This window comes from Granulicella sp. dw_53, from assembly GCF_018449545.1.
Classification (GTDB): Bacteria; Acidobacteriota; Terriglobia; order Terriglobales; family Acidobacteriaceae; genus Edaphobacter.
This window is the reverse complement of sequence record NZ_JAAVUR010000016.1, coordinates 57,353-74,972: the sequence shown is the minus strand read 5'-3', so window position 1 is coordinate 74,972 and position 17,620 is coordinate 57,353. Positions and strand designations below refer to the sequence as shown.

General features: G+C 54.2%; 13 protein-coding genes. 7 read left to right on the top strand and 6 right to left on the bottom strand.

Features of this window, described 5'->3' with window-relative positions; all coding sequences use genetic code 11:
- Window positions 1–156: 156 nt before the first annotated feature.
- Both HB393_RS20790 and HB393_RS20785 read left to right on the top strand, forming a co-directional pair.
- Window positions 157–2,943, top strand: coding sequence for a hypothetical protein (locus tag HB393_RS20790; RefSeq protein ID WP_213807128.1), 2,787 nt, complete (start codon window positions 157–159; stop codon window positions 2,941–2,943).
- A gap of 196 nt (window positions 2,944–3,139) precedes the next feature.
- Entirely contained in the window at window positions 3,140–4,915 is a 1,776-nt protein-coding gene (locus HB393_RS20785) for a hypothetical protein (RefSeq protein ID WP_213807127.1), read from the top strand.
- A gap of 141 nt (window positions 4,916–5,056) precedes the next feature.
- Here the strand turns inward: HB393_RS20785 and HB393_RS20780 are convergent, their stop codons facing one another.
- Window positions 5,057–6,001 carry an alpha/beta hydrolase gene (locus HB393_RS20780; protein WP_213807126.1) on the bottom strand — a complete coding sequence of 315 codons (945 nt, stop codon included), beginning with the start codon at window positions 5,999–6,001 and terminating at the stop codon, window positions 5,057–5,059.
- Window positions 6,002–6,293: 292 nt separating this feature from the next.
- On the opposite strand from HB393_RS20780, the gene HB393_RS20775 reads away from it, so the two are divergent.
- The gene (locus HB393_RS20775; RefSeq protein ID WP_213807125.1) at window positions 6,294–7,535 is read left to right on the top strand and encodes a DUF5009 domain-containing protein; all 1,242 of its coding nucleotides are present in this window, start codon (window positions 6,294–6,296) and stop codon (window positions 7,533–7,535) included.
- A gap of 123 nt (window positions 7,536–7,658) precedes the next feature.
- Here the strand turns inward: HB393_RS20775 and HB393_RS20770 are convergent, their stop codons facing one another.
- On the bottom strand, window positions 7,659–7,799 hold the full coding sequence (locus HB393_RS20770; RefSeq protein WP_213807124.1) for a hypothetical protein: 141 nt from the start codon (window positions 7,797–7,799) through the stop codon (window positions 7,659–7,661).
- 259 nt (window positions 7,800–8,058) lie between these two features.
- On the opposite strand from HB393_RS20770, the gene HB393_RS20765 reads away from it, so the two are divergent.
- The 3 genes from HB393_RS20765 to HB393_RS20760 all read left to right on the top strand — a co-directional run bounded on the left by HB393_RS20765 (window position 8,059) and on the right by HB393_RS20760 (window position 12,279).
- A complete protein-coding gene (locus HB393_RS20765; protein ID WP_213807123.1) occupies window positions 8,059–9,846 on the top strand; it encodes a hypothetical protein in 1,788 nt (595 codons plus the stop codon).
- A 129-nt stretch (window positions 9,847–9,975) separates the two neighbouring features.
- Window positions 9,976–10,137 (top strand): DUF3309 family protein, encoded by a 162-nt coding sequence (locus HB393_RS25380; RefSeq protein WP_255551431.1) that lies wholly within the window; start codon window positions 9,976–9,978, stop codon window positions 10,135–10,137.
- Between the two features lie 390 nt (window positions 10,138–10,527).
- Entirely contained in the window at window positions 10,528–12,279 is a 1,752-nt protein-coding gene (locus HB393_RS20760; protein WP_213807122.1) for a PAS domain S-box protein, read from the top strand.
- Window positions 12,280–12,380: 101 nt separating this feature from the next.
- Here the strand turns inward: HB393_RS20760 and HB393_RS20755 are convergent, their stop codons facing one another.
- Window positions 12,381–14,147, bottom strand: a complete 1,767-nt coding sequence (locus tag HB393_RS20755; RefSeq protein WP_213807121.1) for an ABC transporter ATP-binding protein — start codon at window positions 14,145–14,147, stop codon at window positions 12,381–12,383.
- 901 nt (window positions 14,148–15,048) lie between these two features.
- Complete coding sequence (locus HB393_RS20750; protein WP_255551429.1) at window positions 15,049–15,543, bottom strand: very short patch repair endonuclease; 495 nt, start codon at window positions 15,541–15,543, stop codon at window positions 15,049–15,051.
- Between the two features lie 323 nt (window positions 15,544–15,866).
- Here HB393_RS20750 and HB393_RS20745 point away from each other — a divergent pair, with 323 nt between their 5' ends.
- On the top strand, window positions 15,867–16,316 hold the full coding sequence (locus HB393_RS20745) for an ester cyclase (RefSeq protein WP_213807120.1): 450 nt from the start codon (window positions 15,867–15,869) through the stop codon (window positions 16,314–16,316).
- A 65-nt stretch (window positions 16,317–16,381) separates the two neighbouring features.
- Here HB393_RS20745 and HB393_RS20740 read toward each other — a convergent pair whose 3' ends face one another.
- Both HB393_RS20740 and HB393_RS20735 read right to left on the bottom strand, forming a co-directional pair.
- Window positions 16,382–16,564, bottom strand: a complete 183-nt coding sequence (locus HB393_RS20740) for a hypothetical protein (protein ID WP_213807119.1) — start codon at window positions 16,562–16,564, stop codon at window positions 16,382–16,384.
- A gap of 719 nt (window positions 16,565–17,283) precedes the next feature.
- Complete coding sequence (locus tag HB393_RS20735) at window positions 17,284–17,580, bottom strand: hypothetical protein (RefSeq protein WP_213807118.1); 297 nt, start codon at window positions 17,578–17,580, stop codon at window positions 17,284–17,286.
- Window positions 17,581–17,620 lie beyond the last annotated feature (40 nt).

Below are 17,620 nucleotides of genomic sequence, written 5' to 3'. Positions count from 1 at the left end.
CTCGCATAAGCCGTGAGCGTATAGGCGGCACGTTTCTTTCATCACTGGCAGACTGTCCGCCCCGATTATCGAACGCCATCGCTTCCCAACCGCAGCAATAGCAGCAGATAATAGGCGGTCAGTACCAACTAACTAAACTTGTTTCGGAGATGATCTGTGAGGCAAACAACTCGCCGGGAGTTCCTGAAGGATGCCGCCTTCGTCAGTGCCGCGATCTCTACTTCCTCCCTCGTCGACAGTAGTCTCTATGCCGAGGCGGTCCCCGCTGATGGAATCGCATCAGCGGGCCCGACCACCTTGCGTCCCGTCGACCTGCGTTTGCTCAACAAGGAACCAGCTACGATGCCTGCCGGAATCAGTTGGGGTGTCCCCTGGCCACAAGGCGCCGTCTCGCGCAACTCAGGTTTTCATCTGAGTTCACAGGAGCGGAACCTGCCCTTGCAAAGCTGGCCACTGGCTTACTGGTCGGATGGCTCGATCAAGTGGACTGGCTTTGCTACGGTATTGCCCGGCAGCTTCCAGGGTCCCGTTACGCTCTCCCCCGCCCCCGCCCCCGCCCCCGCCTCCGCCCCCGCCCTCGCGGGTGCTCTCAACGTCACCAACAACGGCAAATCTGTTCTCGTCGACACAGGTGCGCTCAAGTGCGCGATCCCGCTCAGCGGTTCCAATCTCATCAATTCCATCAGCATCGCCGGAAAAGAAGTCGCCAGCTCCGGACAACTCGTCTGCATCTTGCAGAGCGGACCGGCTAATCATCCCGAAGACTCCCCGCAGCGAGAACGCTTCCTGTCCAATGTGAAGCAGGTCACGGTGGAGCAATCCGGGCCTGTCCGCGCCGTCGTCAAGATCGAAGGCATGCATCGCGGCGCCTCCTCGCAACGCGAGTGGCTGCCCTTCACCGTGCGCCTCTACTTCTACTCCGGCCAGACCTCGATTAGGGTCGTTCATACCATCATCTTCGACGGCGACCAGGAGAAGGACTTCGTCCGCGGCCTCGGTCTCGAGATCGACGTTCCCATGCGCGACCCGGCGCTCAACCGCACGGTCCGATTTACCGGCTCCGATGGTGGACTTTGGTCCGAGCCGCTACAACCTGGTGGCGGCAACGCTGCGCAGGAGTCCGGCCAGCCATTTAGCCCTCCCCCTGTCTTTGGGCAGAACGCTGTCTGGAACGACTTCAAACTCATCCAACCCAGTCCCGACGGATTCACGATCAGCAAGCGTACTGGCCCGGAGAGTACCTGGATCTTCTCTGCCTCAGGAACACGCGCCTCTGGTCTGGTCTACGCAGGCGACCTGAGCGGCGGTCTCGCCATCAGCATTCGCAACTTCTGGCAGTCGTTTCCCACTGCGCTCGAAGTGCAGAACGCCGCCAGTCCCAGCGCCAAACTGATTGCATGGCTGTGGTCTCCAGACGCGCCCGAGATGGATATGCGCTTCTACGACACCCACGGCCACGGCCTCCCCGCTGCTTACGAAGACGCGCAACCTGGCCTCTCCACGGCCCACGGAGTCGCCCGCACCAGCGAACTCACCCTGTTCGCCTCATCCGCCTTTCTCGGCAAAGCTGATACGGTCGCGATGGCTACCGTCGGCACCCAGCTCCCGTTGCTCGCGGCCACGCCAGAGTACCTTCACTCCACCGGTGTTTTCGGCGTCTGGAGCTTGCCCGACCGCTCCACTCCATTCAAAAAATCTATCGAGGACGGTCTGGACTCCGTCCTTGCCTACTACCAGCGTCAGGTGGACGATCGCTCGTGGTATGGCTTCTGGCAGTATGGCGACTTCATCCACTCCTACTCCGCTGCGCGGCACGTCTGGCACTACGATTGGGGCGGTCACGCGTGGGACAATACCGAACTTGGCGCACCGCTCTGGCTCTGGTATAGCTACCTGCGCAGCGGCCGTGCCGACCTCTTCCGTCTGGCCGAGGCTCATGCCCGCAATACCAGCGAGACGGACACCTACCATCTCGGCCCCATGTGCGGTCTTGGCTCTCGACACAACGTCGTCAAGTGGGGCGACGGCGCTAAGGAGGCCCGCGTTAGCCAAGCAGCCCATTGGCGGCCTTTCTACTACCTCACCACCGACGAGCGCACCGGCGACATCATCCGCGAAGCTGCTGAGCACTCGGGCATTAGCGTCGGCAACTTCGATCCGATGCGCGAAGCCGAGCCCAAGCTGGCCGGTGAGCCGCCCGTACGCATCCGCATTGGCCCGGACTGGTTCGCCCTGGCCGGGAACTGGATGACGGAGTGGGAACGCACTGGCGACAAGAGTTGGCGCGACAAGATAATGAATGGCGTAGATTCGATTCTGGCGATGCCGTATGGCCTCGAGACCGGCAAGCCGGAGGCCAATTCGAAGGCGCTGGCAGCCACCGTCGGATTCGACAACGCGACCGGAAAGCTTACTGCAATCCTAAATCCGCAGACGAACGCGCTCGTGCCGGCCAACTATAATCTCGCCACCATCCAGGGCGGCGGTGAGGTCATGTTCGAGCTGGTGCCGCTGCTCGGACGCAAGGACTTCGAAGATGCCTGGCTTGAGTTGTGCCGACTTGGTATTGCACCGTCCGAGGTATGGGACAAGGATCGAACCACGCACAACGAAGGCGCCGAAGCTCAATACGTGCCGCCCGGGCAGAGTGGACCTCGTCTCGCCGCCTATGTCTATGCCAAGACCGGTAACATTGCTTACGCCAGGAAAGCGGTCGCCATGCTGCTCTCCCAGGGTGGAGGGATCGCGAATCCATCCATGGTGTCTGGCTCGAACTCTCTACGCCCCGTTCAGGAGGACCCTAGGATCTCGACGAATGAGGCCTCGCAGACCGCGTTGCAATGCATCGAGGTGCTCGAACTCTGCAAGGACCAGCTACCCATCGAGGCCGCCGTGCGTACCACACGGGACTTCCGTAGCCGTTCGGTCGCAGTGCCAAGGTAGCCAACATTTCAAAGAGTGCTCGCCATCGTCGGCACACACTGTAGGTCGTGCTCACTACCTTCTTGGTCTCTGCCGGATCTCTGCTTGCCTATCGAGGCAAAAGCATTCCGTAGCGAATCTGTCGAACATTGCTCTGATCGATCCCTAACATTCGGCATCGAACCTATTATTCTCTGTAGTTCACTTTTGAGGCCTTATGAAGATTTCGCTCAAGCTAGTCTTGTTGCTCGCATCCCCGCTGAGCTTCACCCCCCTCGCATTGCCGCAGAATAGAACGGCTATAACGACACGGCCGCACCGCAAAGCGACGAAGAAAGCGTCGGTTCCTTCCCTGGAAACGCAGATTCAGCAGATGCGGCAGGACCTCCAGAGCCAAATTGACGAGTTGAAGTCTCGACTCGCCGCACGCGATGCTCAGATTGAGGCCATGAGTACCGGTACGCAATCAACGCAGGAGAAGGTGGCGACGACGGCTGCAAGGGTTGAGGCGATCGATAACTCAGTGCATGACAATGCCACGACTATGAGCGGGCTCCAATCGACTGTGTCGACTCTACGGACGGAGAGTAGCTCCAACGCGATCACAGTCAAAGAGGTTCAGACCACACAGGTGGAGATCCAAAAGAGTATCGATGAGCCAGCCTCAATCCACTACAAGGGCGTGACACTTACTCCTGGAGGTTTCCTGGCCGGCGAAACGATCTGGCGACAGCGGGCCATGAACGCCGATATTTACACCAACTTCAACGCCACACCGTACATGAACTCCGGCGAGGCACGGACCAGCGAGTTTCTACCGACCGCCCGGCAGTCCCGTCTCTCTCTGCTGGTAAGTGGCAAGGCTCCCTTTGGAACGATCCGTGGCTACTTCGAAGGCGACTTTCTATCCGCCGGTATCACGTCGAACAATCTGCAGAGCAATAGCTACACCTTACGAACACGGCAGGCTTGGGGTCAGGCCGCGTTCGGGGACTTCAAGTTCACCGGCGGCCAGATGTGGACTTTGATGACAGAAAACAGAAAGTCTACCAATCCCGGAGAAGAGGCAATTCCAATCTTCTTTGACGGAAATCTTCATGTTGGCTTTACGTATGTTCGTCAGACGGGGTTCCGCTTCCAGGATTCCATCACGCCAAAGATGACTGTCGCGGTTGCACTGGAGAATTCGCAATACCAGTTTGCCGCTACGAATGCGCCGACCAACTTCTTCTTTGGGAACGCAGGCTCGCTGGCGGGCTTGGAGAACTCGGCAGCAAACTACACCAACCAGGTTGCGCCGGATGTTATCGCTAAAGTGGCCTTTGATCCGGGCTATGGCCATTACGAGATTGGCGGTATCGCTCGGTTCTTCCGCGACCGATACTACCCCGCCATCACGACTGAGGCAGGAGCGCAGAACGACACCAAGCTCGGTGGCGGCTTCGTCGCAAGTGCTCGCTTTCCCGTGACGAAGAAGGCCGATCTCGGTCTTCACCTCGTTGCGGGTACCGGAACGGGCCGCTACGGTGCTTCGCTTCTGCCAGACATAACGGTTCATCCTAACGGTACACTTGCCCCGATTCGCAATTCGCAGACTCTTTTATCTTTTGAGGTTCGTCCAAAGAAAAATCTCGATCTCTTCAGTTACTTCGGCACAGAATACGCGCAGCGTACTTATTACAGAAATCCCACAACCGGAGAGTTAGTAGGGTATGCGCCGCCGACTGCCAGTAATGCCGGCTGCAATACGGAAGCTGTACCGACAGCAGGGACTGGCTTTGCTCCAGGGACAGGCATATGCCTGGGAGCCACACGAGCGATCATCCAAGGTTCAGTCGGGTGGGTCTACCGCTTTTACAACGGACCGGCTGGAAAGCTTCAATACGGCGTAGCTTACAGCTACCTCACACGAGAAGGATGGACCGGTATCGGGGGTAGTCCCAAGGCCACGAATAATATGGTCTATACCAGCTTCCGCTACTACATCCCATAGGACGAGAAGGCTCGGATTATCAGCCGCTCGAAGGGAATCGATGCAAGCAGCGGTAATAGGTGCATCGGTAAGAGAAAAGCGCAGCGACCTTCGGGCGCTGCGCTTCCTGTTCGCTAATTTCAAACAGCCGGACCTCTCTTCCTAGAGAGGATGAGCGGCAGACTTGTTTGTGGCGTTGCTGCTGCGGATGAAGGCGAGTAGTTCGCGCGTGAAACGTTCTGGCCTCTCCCAATGTAAGGCGTGACCGGTCTCCGCATAGGCGGAGAACTGCGCGTGCGGGAGGGTGCGGACGAGGAGATCCTCATCGGCGCGCTTGAAGATAGAGTCCTTCTCGCCCCAGAGAACGAGGGTAGGGATATGGATATTCTTGAGGTCCGAGGCGGGGTCTTTGTGACCCTGGCTAAGACCGCGCCAGGTGGCGGCGGGAACCCGCTGGGCCTCAGCGACCCACAGCTCAAAGTAGCGCGCGGGTACGGGGAAGTAGATGGTGCTGGCCTGGAAGTCGCGCGCAAAAGTATAGGAGATAGGGTCCTTCAGCGTGCTGAAGGAGCTGAGGACGGAGGTCTGTTCTTTGGATGGATCGACGAGACCGGGGCCGGAGCCGATGAGGACGAGGCGATCGAGGTGCCCATTGTCGAGCTTAGCGACCTTTTGGGCGACAAAACTACCCAGCGAGTGACCTACGAGCGTGGCGTGGTGGATGTTCTTTGCGTCGAGGAAATCGAGGATGTCCCCGGCAAAGTCCATGGAGCTGAAGCCTTTTTCAGGATGATCCGACAGGCCGTGTCCGCGCAGGGTAATGGCATAGACGTGAAAGCGGTATGGGATGAGAGGGAAGACGCGGTCATACGAGTGCCAGGAGTCGCCTGCGCCATGTAGCAAAACGATGACTGGGCCCTTGGGATCCCCCTGCTCTACGTAGTTGAGCGTGATGCCTGCCTTTGTTGTGTGCAACAGGGAGACAAGACCATCCTCCGAGCTTTGAAGGCGCGCGACGGTGGCCGTCTGCGCAAAGAGTGGTTGCGGGGCGAGGGGGTGGCTAGTCACGACGGCAAGCAGGGAGAGGCTACGGAGTGCATTACGCATGAAGTTCCTTTCAAAGAAAGTGGAGGAGTCTAAGTTTTAGCAGATCGAAGAGTGTGCGGTTGAGGTCAACAACCGACTTTTGCGTGTTGCGGCGCACGGCAGAACGGGTTTGCGCGACAATGACCGTGTCTAGAAAATGCGGTGGTGGTCCGATTTCCGACCAACGCGGTAAGGGCCGTGTCGAAACAGCCAGAAAAACAAAGGAAAGTATCCTCCCTACGATATTCCGCCGTTGGGACGGACTCATATTGGATCGCCACGCCACGGCATCGTATACTGACCCTCCTGGACCATGAGCACTATCGCATCCACAGCGCAACACCCGCTTGCTCCACAGACGGTACTTCATCGTCGAATCGTCTCGCTTGATATCCTTCGCGGTCTCAACGTCGCGGTTATGATCTTCGTCAACGAGCTTGCAGGGGTAAAAGGATTGCCCTGGTGGACGTATCACGCCCCCAGCAAGATCGACGCGATGACCTACGTCGACATGGTCTTTCCTGGCTTCCTCTTCATCCTTGGCATGGCGATTCCACTCGCGATCCAAGCTCGCATAAAGAAGGGCGATAACACACTTGCGCTGCTCGGACATCTCGCACTACGCTCTGTCGCTCTGCTTGTGTTCGGTATCATCCTGGCCAACGGCTCCCGCGGAAACCCAGCTCTTATGTACGGTATGGGGCAATTCGCCTGGGGGCTCACTGCGCTCCTCGCCGCGTGTCTCGTCTGGGTCGTCTATCCAAAGACCGAAGATAAACTTCGTCGTAATCTCTATCGCGGCCTGCGTTTCTTCGGGTTCGTGGCCTTGGTGGTGCTTGCGGCCATCTTTCGTCACAACAATCGCGATGGCTCCATAGGCTGGCTTTCCTACGACTATCCGGAGATTCTCGGTCTCATCGGTTATACCTATTTCGCCGTCTCCTTGCTCTACCTCGTTACCCGTCGCTGGCTTTGGGCGCCCGCTGTCTGGTTCGTTGCCTTCACGGCCTTCAATGTCGCATGCTCAGGCCACTATCTCAACGTGCACCTGCCTTGGTACCGTTTCCCCCTGCAGAACGGCTCCATGCCATGCATTGCTTTCGCTGGTATCACCCTCACGACCATCTTCTTCCTCGAACCACGTTTCGATACCTTCCGCAAGAAAGCAATACCTGCAACCATCTTTGGTGTGCTCTCACTTCTCGCCGCGCGCCTACTCTCTCCCTTCGGCATCTCGAAGATCCGCGCCACTCCGACCTGGTGTCTTTACACGATCGGCGCAACAGCACTTCTCTTCACGCTCCTGTTCTTCATTTGCGATGTGAAACAACACACCAAGTGGGCCTTCTGGGTTCGCTCCGCCGGGTCCAATACCCTCCTCACCTATCTGTTGCCTGACTTCTGGTACTACATCCTCGGCATCACGGGCTTTACCTACTTTGAAACCCACTTCAGCTGGGGTCTCGGGGGCATATCGCGTGCAGTCGTATTCACTGCATTCATGCTCTCAGTCTCCACTCTGCTCACCAGGATGAAGTTGCGTCTGCAGTTGTAAGAGAATACATGTTTGATATCCCATACCCCGCTCTGCCACTGTCTATCTACTATTTAAAAAATCACCCGAGTTTCTAATAAGAAATGACCAAACATCGCGGGACCGAATGGCCTGTCTCGTGATCTACCTCGAACGAACTGTCAGTTCAATAAGAGTCTGGAGGATTGCATTGTTGTAAACCGAATTGGTGCGCTCCCGGTGGAAGTCGTGGGTTCGAATGCTACCTTCGTAGACATCATAGATGCCCGTGGTCAAGAGAGACATGAAAGAGATTCGTGACGATCAGGACGATCCTGAAGAAACGTTGTCGATTGGTACACCATAGAAATCCAAATCGCAGAATCCCTGCGATGTATGTATATTTATGACCTATACTTCAGCTAAACAGGATCTAGGAATGGCAACTGAGCGTTCCCCGGCCATCATGAGATGTGTTCCCATTCCCCTTCGTTGAAGGGGATCGCAAGTACATGTGCGGCCATAAGTGGAGCACTCCGTCGCAGTCCATTTAAGAGGTTCATCAATGCAAGAGCAGGCCTTTAAGCAAAAACGATCGGTCGGTCTGAACGTCATCCACGGTCTCCTTCTTTCAGCGGTAGTGTTTGCGACTTTGGTTTTACTGTGGAATTTTCTTATCCGCACTTACTACTTTCCACGCGCTGATAATTTTGCACTTCTGGTTAACTCTTGTCCGCCCTTTCATCCGAACTATTCGGAGTGGGTTTTGAAGGGGTTTCATAATTACCTCTATGTGTACCCGGACCTTTCGGAACACTCATCTAACTTCATCCGACCGATGGTGAATTTTGTCTTTTTTTTGAATTGGGCGATCTTCGGAGCCCATTGGGCTGCATATTTATTGGTGAATTATTTAATTATTGCTCTGTTAGGTGGAATGACCTACTTTATTGCGGAGCAAAAACTGGGTTTGGGATGGCGATTAAGTGCAGCGACCGCTTTGTGTGTTGTTGTCGCGCCTTCGATCGATACAGCGTCGCTCCTTGATCCTACTTTTGCATTTGATCTACTATGCGGACTGCTGGTGTTGTGCGGCGTACTTTCACTGATTTCAGATGCCTTGATCTCATGTTGGATATTTTTGATGTTGGCCATCTTTACAAAGGAGGCTTCATTATTTGCCCCGCCTTTAGCTGCGGCAATCGTCTTCCTCCGGTTCGATGAATTGGGATTGGCAAAACGATTTCAGATTTCATTGGCTTTTCTGCTTCCATTGTGCGCGTGGCAATTCTTTCGCTGGTTTGATTTCCGAGACGAGCATGGTCTCTACGTTTTGATGAATCGAAGCTCGCACGGGGTGGTTCGCACGATGGTTGCGCGCCTCTATGAAGGCATGTTGACCTGGCCTGTAGCCGCAATGGTATGGGACAACCCGTCGATACTCCAAAAGCAAGTAGAGCGATTTGCACTGGGGATCAACGTAGTCTTCTGGATAGTCGCGACAGTATTGGTTTGGAATAGCGCACAGAAGTTAGTGGGTGTCTTTCGAAAAGGCAAGGTTCGAATCAGCGATGAAGTCTATCCCGTGTTCGCGATCGGATTTTTTTGTGCAGGAAGTCTCTTTATGCCACTGATCTTGAATCTTCCCCGAAGATTTGGTGGCGTTTTCTATCCGTTATTCTTCCTGAGCCTCGCGCTCTGCGTGCATCGAGCGAAGGGCAATGTGCTGAAGAGGGTTGCTGCGTCACTGATGGTGGCAGCAGGTGTTTGTGGAGCCTACCTTATATGTTCCAGCTACCAGAAGCAGGTGGGGGCTGCCAGAAGCAATTGGACCATGGCGCGAAGGTACGTTGAATTGCTGTCCTCCCTCCATGAGCCCGTTGTTTTCTCTTTGGACGATACAGTTGCGGGCTATTCTTCCAATCAATATGTAGCGGCCTTCGCAGGATATCGAGGGGACATGATCCGAGTGAATAATCTGCATGTCGATTTCCGCTGTCAAGGTAAGCTGGATTTCGAAGCGAGCGTTGATGCGAGCCAGATGATTCGTTTAGTGTCTCGATTTCCTGGTCAATGTGGAGGTTATGGTTTCGATAGCCTCTTTCCGCCGCTTGACTCTGGGATGTTGGACCTGACGCGGACTTTGCCCCAAGGTACATTGCACTATCATTTATCGAGTGAAAAATCGGAGATTTCGGCACATAGCAAAGAGATGTTGGTCGAGATTTCGCCAAAGGTTGAGTCCGGTGCGATTTTATATCCGGACTTCGACAATCTGAGCTACAAGGTCATTCCGTTCAGGTTGACCGGTAGTTCACTTGCATTGAATGCGCCGGAGGATCGGCCACGATAGTCAAACCGATGCGTAGTCCGAAATCAGCTTCCCATGCCTAGAGCTAGTGTGTCTGATACCCGACGGTTATTGGCTCAAATCAAATCCGGCGCGGTAACTCTCAAGAGATGACGTGCTAAACTTTCGGGCATGCCTCTTATCATTATCCTTATTCTCCTGTTAGTTCTTTTCGGCGGTGGCGGATACTACATGGGTCCTGGAATCGGCTACTACGGCGGTGGCGGCCTTAGTCTTGTCCTAGCTCTCGTGGTTATCTACCTATTGTTTGGCAGAAGTCGTAACCGATTGTAGAAACGGAAGGGAAGCGTCGCGCAGGCGAGATCAGCCTCCGAAAGAGGCTGATCAGCGTCGTGCACGCTGCTTTAAGCAGGGCAAGCTAAAAGGTGTCCCCGACTCGCCAGTTTTGGCCGGCAAGCGACGCGAACGGAACTTCTGCCCTAGCTATTGAGCCAAGCTTGCGATCAAATGCATCCGCCGACAATTGAGACAACAATGATGAAAGTCAAAGCCAACCTTTTCGGCTCTCTCCTCAACCAAAGAGCGACCCTTTTTGCAAGAACTGGGGTCTGAAGGAATGTACCTTCTTGGGTGTACACAGCAGGAGGCCGGATCTCGTTGACGTTCGAAGACTTTCGAACTCAGCTTAGAATCTAGGAAGGCGGGCATTGTCCACAGATGAGGATGACTTCTAGATTCCAGGCTTATTTCTTCGCAACGGGTGTAGGTTCTGCTGCGATAGCACTCTCGTGGATTTCAAGCGCGCCCTCCTCATGTTTTCTCTTGGCGGTCGTGATTTGCAGCCTCTATGGAGGGACCGAATGCGGCATCTTTTCGGTTGTTCTTTCTATTGTAAGTTTCGATTATTTGTTCCTTTCTCCTCAGGCCCCGCTCACTGAGCATTCCAGCTATCCGCGTGTCGCCGCCTTTATTGCTACAGCCGTGAGCATCAACCTCATCATTGCAGCCAAACAACGTGGGGACAGAGTCCGTAGCGAAGTGGAAGAGCAACATAGGGTCATTACTGAGACATCCCTCGATGGTGTTCTTTCCATCGGGCATCAAGGCGAGATCTTATTAGTCAATCCCTCTGCCACGGAGATCTTCGGCTGCTCCGGCGCTGAGATGATAGGAAAACCTATCGTCCGCTTTGTACCGCGGTTCCGAGGTGACAATGCAGCATCGGTTAGCGAGATGACTGGCCTTCATAGGAATGGAACTGAATTTGTTGCCGAAGTTACCTTCGGCAGAGTCATCGGAAGCAGTAAAAGTGCAGCCGTCATCTTTGTTCGCGATATTACAGAACGCAAGCGGGCCGAAAATGCCCTCCGGCTAAGCGAATCCTATTTAGCAGCAGCCCAGAGGATGAGCCGTACGGGTAGTTTTGGATGGCATGTTTCCAGCGGAGATATCGTCTGGTCAGCAGAAACTTTTCGAATTGCCGGTGTCGATCCGAACATAACACCTACTTTAGAACTGATTCAAGAAAGGATTCATCCAGAAGACAGGGCTGCGGTAAGAGAGACAATGGAAACTTCGTCGAGACAAGGGGCCGATCTGGATTTTGAGCATCGTTTTCTATTGTCTGACGGCTCTGTCAAGTTCGTTCATGTTTTAGGAAAGGCGGTCCACGATGAAATGGGAGACCTTCAATATATCGGCGCCGCAATGGACGTAACTGCCAGCAAGCTCGCGCAAGAATCTTTGCAAAGGTTTGAAGAAAAGCTGACTCAAGCTTCGCAGTTAGCTACCCTCAGCGAAGCATCCGCATCGATTGCACACGAAATCAACCAGCCGTTGACGGCCATCATAGCCAACGCGCACATGTGTGCAGAATCTCTTTCAGCTGATAGCGTCGACGTTGCCAACACGCGCGAGCTTGTTCAGGAGATCTTAGATTGTAGCTACCACGCGAGTGAAGTTGTACAACGAATGCGCACCCTTTTCAAAGGTGGTGATTTCAAAAAAGTACCGCTCGATATCAATGACATAGCGAAGGAGGTTCGGAATCTTATTCGTAGCGAGGCTCGTAAAAGAAAAATTGGCGTAGAGATCGATTTAGAGCCCGAACTCCCGGAGGCATGGGGAGATCGTGTCCAGATCGCGCAGGTTCTGGTGAATTTATGTATTAACGGGTTTGACGCGATGGACTTAGTCATGGACGGACCACGAAAATTGTATGTGCGAACAAAGGTCCATGACCATGTCACAATTCGAGTCGAGGTACAAGACAATGGTGTCGGACTTCATGATCCGGACAGAATCTTCGAGGCATTCTATACGACGAAAGCCAATGGCATGGGGATGGGACTTCCAATTTGCCGCTCCATCATCGAGCTACATAATGGTCGTCTTTGGCCACAGCGTAATGAGGGTTCTGGAACCACCTTCTGTTTCACGATCCCTGCGCTCAACAGCACTATGAGCGCATCTTGAACGCGTCGGGGAAAGGCCCGGCTAGTCTCGACCAACAATGATATATAGATGAGAGACAGGCCGGCGTGGACGAAGATCGTCGGCGGTTTCGGCAGGGATGCTTAGCTCGACATCGCCGTTGTGAATTTCTCCCCTTCTCCGACTTGCTGCCGCCACATGGCGTAGTAAAGGCCCTTTGCCGCAAGCAATGCGTCGTGGCTCCCGCGTTCCGCGATCCGGCCTCTTTCGAGGACATAGATACAGTCGGCATGCAAGACAGTGGAAAGCCGATGGGCGATCAGGATGCTAATCGCGTGACGCCTTGCTGCCACATCGCGAATCGTCTGGCTGATCTCCTCTTCCGTCAGGGAATCCAAAGCCGATGTAGCCTCATCGAAGACCAGCAACTCAGGCCGCCGCAAAAGGGCGCGCGCAATGGAAAGCCGCTGCTTCTCTCCGCCTGAGACCTTGACGCCCCCTTCGCCGATCACGCTGTCTAGCCCGCGGCTTCCGCGTTCCAACAAGCCCTCTACCGAAGCCTGTTTCAAGACCTCAAGACATTCCTCGTCTGTTGCCTCAGGTTTTACAAAGCGGAGGTTTTCCCGGATCGAGCCGGAAAACAGTTGAGAGTCTTGAGTGACGAACCCAATACGCTCGCGCAGGTCTTCAATAGCAATCTGGTCCTCAGGCGTTCCGTTGTAATAGATGTGTCCGCTCTTGGGTTGGTACAGTCCAACGAGCAACTTCACGAGTGTGGTCTTGCCCGCGCCGGACGGTCCCACGAAGGCTATTGTTTGTCCACGCGACACGTCGAAGGAGATCGAACTCAGTGCCGGAGAGGATGCCGATTGATGTTGGAAGGACACATCGGTGAATCGCAACGTCTCGAGAGAAGAAAGCGCTACCGGATGTTCAGGCCGTTGTTGCACCGGCATCTTCAGGATTTCCTCGAAGTTGTCGAGAGACGCTTCCGTCTCGCGATACGCGTTTACGACATTGCCCAGCTCCTGCAACGGCCCGAATACGAAGAAGGAGTAGATAAACAGCGAGAAGAATTGACCCACGGTAATCCGCTGCGAGTAGATCAGATAGAGCATAAGAAACAGAATTGAAGTTCGTATAAGATTGACGAAGCTTCCTTGAACGAAACTGAGGCTGCGGAGATAGCGAACCTTCTCTAGTTCGAGCTTGAGAATCTTCTCGGTAGTCGCGTTCAACCGCTCTATTTCCTGCTGTGCCAGGCCCAGGCTTTTCACCAGCTCAATGTTGCGTAGCGATTCCGTTGTAGACCCGGAGAGAGCATTGGTTTCGGTCACGATACGTTTTTGAACATTCTTGATCCGGCGGCTTAGGAGAGAGCTGAGGCCACCGAGCAACGGAACTGTGAGAAGATACGCAGGCGCAATGGACCAGTGGACTTTGGCAGCATAGATGGTGACGAAAATCAGCCCGACGACCGTCGTAAAAACCATGTTTACGAGCAACGCAAGGAATTTCTCAACATCGCTGCGGACCCTCTGCAGCTTGCCGAGGGTCTCACCGCTCCGCTGATCCTCAAATAGCGTGTACGGCAAATCGAGGGAGTGGCGAATGCCATCCGTATAGATTCGAGCACCTACTTTTTGGGTAATGACATTGACGAAGTAATCCTGGAAGTTCTTCGCGATGCGCGAGACCAGCGCCACGCCAACTGCTGCGGACAGCAACAGGCCAACTCCTCGTAGAAACTGGGCGCTGGTATATTCGGCATGTCGTGTCGCATAGGAGTCGATGATGTGACGGAAGATCAAAGGATCAAGCAGTGAAAAGACTTGATTGATCGCCGCAAGACCGAGCGCAGTGAGCGCCAGCTTCCAAAAGCCTTTTAGATATTTGTAAAGAATTGCCATAGATCGAGAATCCTTAAGAGACAACTTATTCAAACCGTTACACACACGAGAACCTATAACGGCTTTCCCGCTCACCTGAAAGTTGAGTCCATGGGTGAAGATTTGACGCGAGAGACTGCCCAAACGCTCCAAAAATAAAGCGTTGGAGCCGGTTCATCCGCTTCTGGAGCTCCAAGTGCGACCTCAGTATCGTTGACAGGCTCGCTGTTTTGGATATGCTATCCGGAAATCTACTTCTGATCGCTGGCAGCAACGCGCTAACGCCACGATCTAGTCCGCAAGGATGTCATGAACGCGGAGGGCGTAGGCGGTGCCTTATGAACAGATCGACGCCGGTGATTAGGAGGGCATGGATGTATGGCTACTATAAACGTAGATCTGCCATTCATAATCACAGTGATGCAGTCATCTATCGATGAAAGACCATTTCATCTCACTTGGAGCTAACCTGCTTAAAAACCTAGTGGGCCACTTCCCAAGGAAAATCACATATCTTGTTTCTAGCGTTTCTAACGTAGCTCAGAAAAAAACTAAACAACGAAACGTGAAACCGCGGTCCTTTGCGCCGAGCGGATCTCCCGAATTTGGATAATTGCCCTCCCGCAAGCAGGGCCATGTGTTTGTGAAGAAGCATTCCTTAGATCGATACCTGCTGAATCGGTCATCTCTATTTGGGCCTAGAAGATCAAAGCCGACTCGCAGTCATCAGAACATGGCATTCGAGAGGGCAGGCCCGTCGCCGGAAGGAAGACACAACGCCCATAATTGAGCATTTCTTTGATGGAGTCGCCATTGGGCATGACCCCGTTGAAAACGAACAGAGTTCTGTGGGTTTATACCATGCCGGATCACCTCAGGGGACCTAAATCAGATTCGCTGGAATCGAAGACCACGGCGGCCTTCAACGTGGTCCGTTCGCAGCTCGATGAATATTTCGAACGCGAGCGCGGTCACTTCGATTTGCCGATTGCACCGCCCGGAAGGACCTTTCAGCAATCCGATTGTGTTTATCTATTGCAATCACACTGTTTGTTGCTACAACTTCTTCGATCTGCGTTGCCACACGTAGTGGTTCTTCATGTGACCAGAACCTTAGTACGGTCCGGCCTTCCTCACGGAGACGTTTTGGCGTGTCCTCGTCTCGACTCTTGTTGCCTCGAATCTTCGTTGCCCAATAGCTCGCATTAGTCTTGGGTGGCGCATGATGTTTAGGGCATCCACGCCAGAAGCAGCCGTCAACAAAAACCGCGACTCTTGCATTGCGAAAGACCAAGTCAGCAGTTCTCCTGAGGTATCGTAGCGGGCGCGCCGAGACGCGATAGCGCATCCCTAGCGCATGTACAGCTGATCGCACAGCGATCTCAGGCTTTGTGTCTCTGGACTTGTTCCCTTGCATCACGACGTACAGTTGGGGTAGTGGCCCATGAGCCCATAGGTAGCCGAGATGGAACGACGGTGTCGTGGGGGGGGTAATGTGTCGCTGTCAACCATCGCCTCCTCCTCTCATTTCTATTGCAAGCGTTCTCATAAGGTAACAACTTCAGCCGCTCATCTCACTCCGTTCCTTGCTCTCAAAGTCCAACCTCCTCGAGGAAACCTGTGCTCGAGTTCGAAAGCAAGATACGGAGTGTCTTTCCCCCGACAACGAAATAACTTTCGAGATGCAGAGACGAACGCCATACCGGCCTTCGCCAACATCCGCTGCATAAGGAGAACACTATGTCGAAAGAACAAGAGAATAAAGCCATCGTAGGTCGTTGGTTCACCAGCTTCTGGGGTTCTACGTGGGACCTCAGCATCATTGACGAACTCGCCGCACCGGATATGCTCTTGCAGTATTCGTTGCACGAGCCCCGCCGCGGACACGATGACATAAAGGCGTTCATGACTGATTTCCGCGCTGCGTTCCCAGACCTTAGCTTCGGCGGAGCAGCAGATCTCATCGCCGAAGGCGACTATGTCGTTGGTCGGTGGGTCGGTGGCGGCACGCACAGCGGGCCCGCATTCTCCGACTTCCTGGCAGGATCGTTGCCGGCTGCGACGGGTCGCAAGATGCACTTCACTGGAACGACGGTGCTGCGCCTTGAGAACGGCAAGATCGTCGAAGAAATTGGTCTCGACGATGGTGTCACCGCACTCACTCAGCTTGGTCTTATCCGCACTGTTTAACCCGAGACGCAGACTGTGGGCATGTGATGTCGCGGTCTGCTGCTCGTTCTGGTTTCATCGAAGACCTACACGATGCCGGCTGCCATCTTGTTTGTCATGAATCCGAGAGCGCCTTCGGGATTGGCTTCAATAGGGAGATGGCTGATTTCCGCGTCAATACAGCCGTGCCCGAGCCCCATTTCGCCCGAACCCATTTCCCTAGAGGACTCACGCCAGATTTTGGTCGAAGCCGCCGCAGGTAACTCCATATAATCTCTCCCGCAAAATGGATATGGGCGTGCTCACGTACGCACATATCTATGCCAAACCTGGATAAGAGACTCTGCCGCGATCACGCGTGTCAACGGATCTCCCCACTTCGCTGGTGCACACCGTGCTTAACTCGAAGCGGTGTTGTGCACGTAGCTGTTCTCTAGGGTCGTCAATTGTATTGCGTCACTCAAACTACAGCTGTCCAGAAGCGTGCCTCCATTCGACCCTGGGAGCCAAAATGTCTAGGATCGTGGGGAGTTCTGTTGTGCCTAAGAGATTGATTACGGGCTTAATTTCACCCGGGAAGCGGGGCTGGAACTGCTAAGAGCATCAGTGATGCCTAAACGTAGCCGGCCGGATCACGCTACGGACACCTTTGAGGAGTCACGACGGTTTCCTATCGTTGCGGTTCTAGCCAACGGGCGGGTCGTTTCAGATCGCAATCTCTTTATCGCAATCGAACCGCGTCACGGAGCTAAGCATGCGAATCGCACACCAGAGGCACAGTTAAAGACTTGCTCATCCCCAGTTTCAGCGTGTTGAGCTTAGTCGAGGTCGTCTTAAGGTTAACGATGGAGGCCAAGGATTCTAGCCACTGCACCAATCAACGTGGAATCAATGCTGAGGTATAAGGCTAAGATTGAGGCTGCGCAGAAAGCTCGTTAGCGAAGGCAAGGAGAGCTCCTAAGAAAGCAAAAGCTGCTGAGTCCTTTTGTCACGCACTTTGGTGAAGTACAGGCTCAAGGCGAAGGATTTCCAGCTGTTTCAGAGAGAGGACAACGTCTTCACAGCAAGCTGCGGCATTGGGAGCGGTGGTGCCAGCAGCGATAGCTTTGACGATCTGGGCATGAGTCTCTGGCGTAATCTCTGCCCGTGACACGAGCTCCAAAAAGACCCTCTCGTGTGCGTACTGGGCGACGACAGGCTCAGGAGCGTTGCGACCGCCCAAGATAACGGCATTGACTCGAAACTGACCCAGAGAAGTGTGGCCGAATGCAAGCTTGATATGCATGATATCCACCTTAGTCTATGACGTACCTTTGCGTCATGAG

Excerpts from the sequence above, each read along its gene's own strand:
- HB393_RS20785 (WP_213807127.1), top strand. The coding sequence starts at position 3,140 with ATGAAGATTTCGCTCAAGCTAGTCTTGTTGCTCGCATCCCCGCTGAGC.
- HB393_RS20780 (WP_213807126.1), bottom strand. The coding sequence starts at position 6,001 with ATGCGTAATGCACTCCGTAGCCTCTCCCTGCTTGCCGTCGTGACTAGC.
- HB393_RS20775 (WP_213807125.1), top strand. The coding sequence starts at position 6,294 with ATGAGCACTATCGCATCCACAGCGCAACACCCGCTTGCTCCACAGACG.
- HB393_RS20770 (WP_213807124.1), bottom strand. The coding sequence starts at position 7,799 with ATGTCTCTCTTGACCACGGGCATCTATGATGTCTACGAAGGTAGCATT.
- HB393_RS20765 (WP_213807123.1), top strand. The coding sequence starts at position 8,059 with ATGCAAGAGCAGGCCTTTAAGCAAAAACGATCGGTCGGTCTGAACGTC.
- HB393_RS25380 (WP_255551431.1), top strand. The coding sequence starts at position 9,976 with ATGCCTCTTATCATTATCCTTATTCTCCTGTTAGTTCTTTTCGGCGGT.
- HB393_RS20760 (WP_213807122.1), top strand. The coding sequence starts at position 10,528 with ATGACTTCTAGATTCCAGGCTTATTTCTTCGCAACGGGTGTAGGTTCT.
- HB393_RS20755 (WP_213807121.1), bottom strand. The coding sequence starts at position 14,147 with ATGGCAATTCTTTACAAATATCTAAAAGGCTTTTGGAAGCTGGCGCTC.
- HB393_RS20750 (WP_255551429.1), bottom strand. The coding sequence starts at position 15,543 with ATGCAAGGGAACAAGTCCAGAGACACAAAGCCTGAGATCGCTGTGCGA.
- HB393_RS20745 (WP_213807120.1), top strand. The coding sequence starts at position 15,867 with ATGTCGAAAGAACAAGAGAATAAAGCCATCGTAGGTCGTTGGTTCACC.
- HB393_RS20740 (WP_213807119.1), bottom strand. The coding sequence starts at position 16,564 with ATGGAGTTACCTGCGGCGGCTTCGACCAAAATCTGGCGTGAGTCCTCT.
- HB393_RS20735 (WP_213807118.1), bottom strand. The coding sequence starts at position 17,580 with ATGCATATCAAGCTTGCATTCGGCCACACTTCTCTGGGTCAGTTTCGA.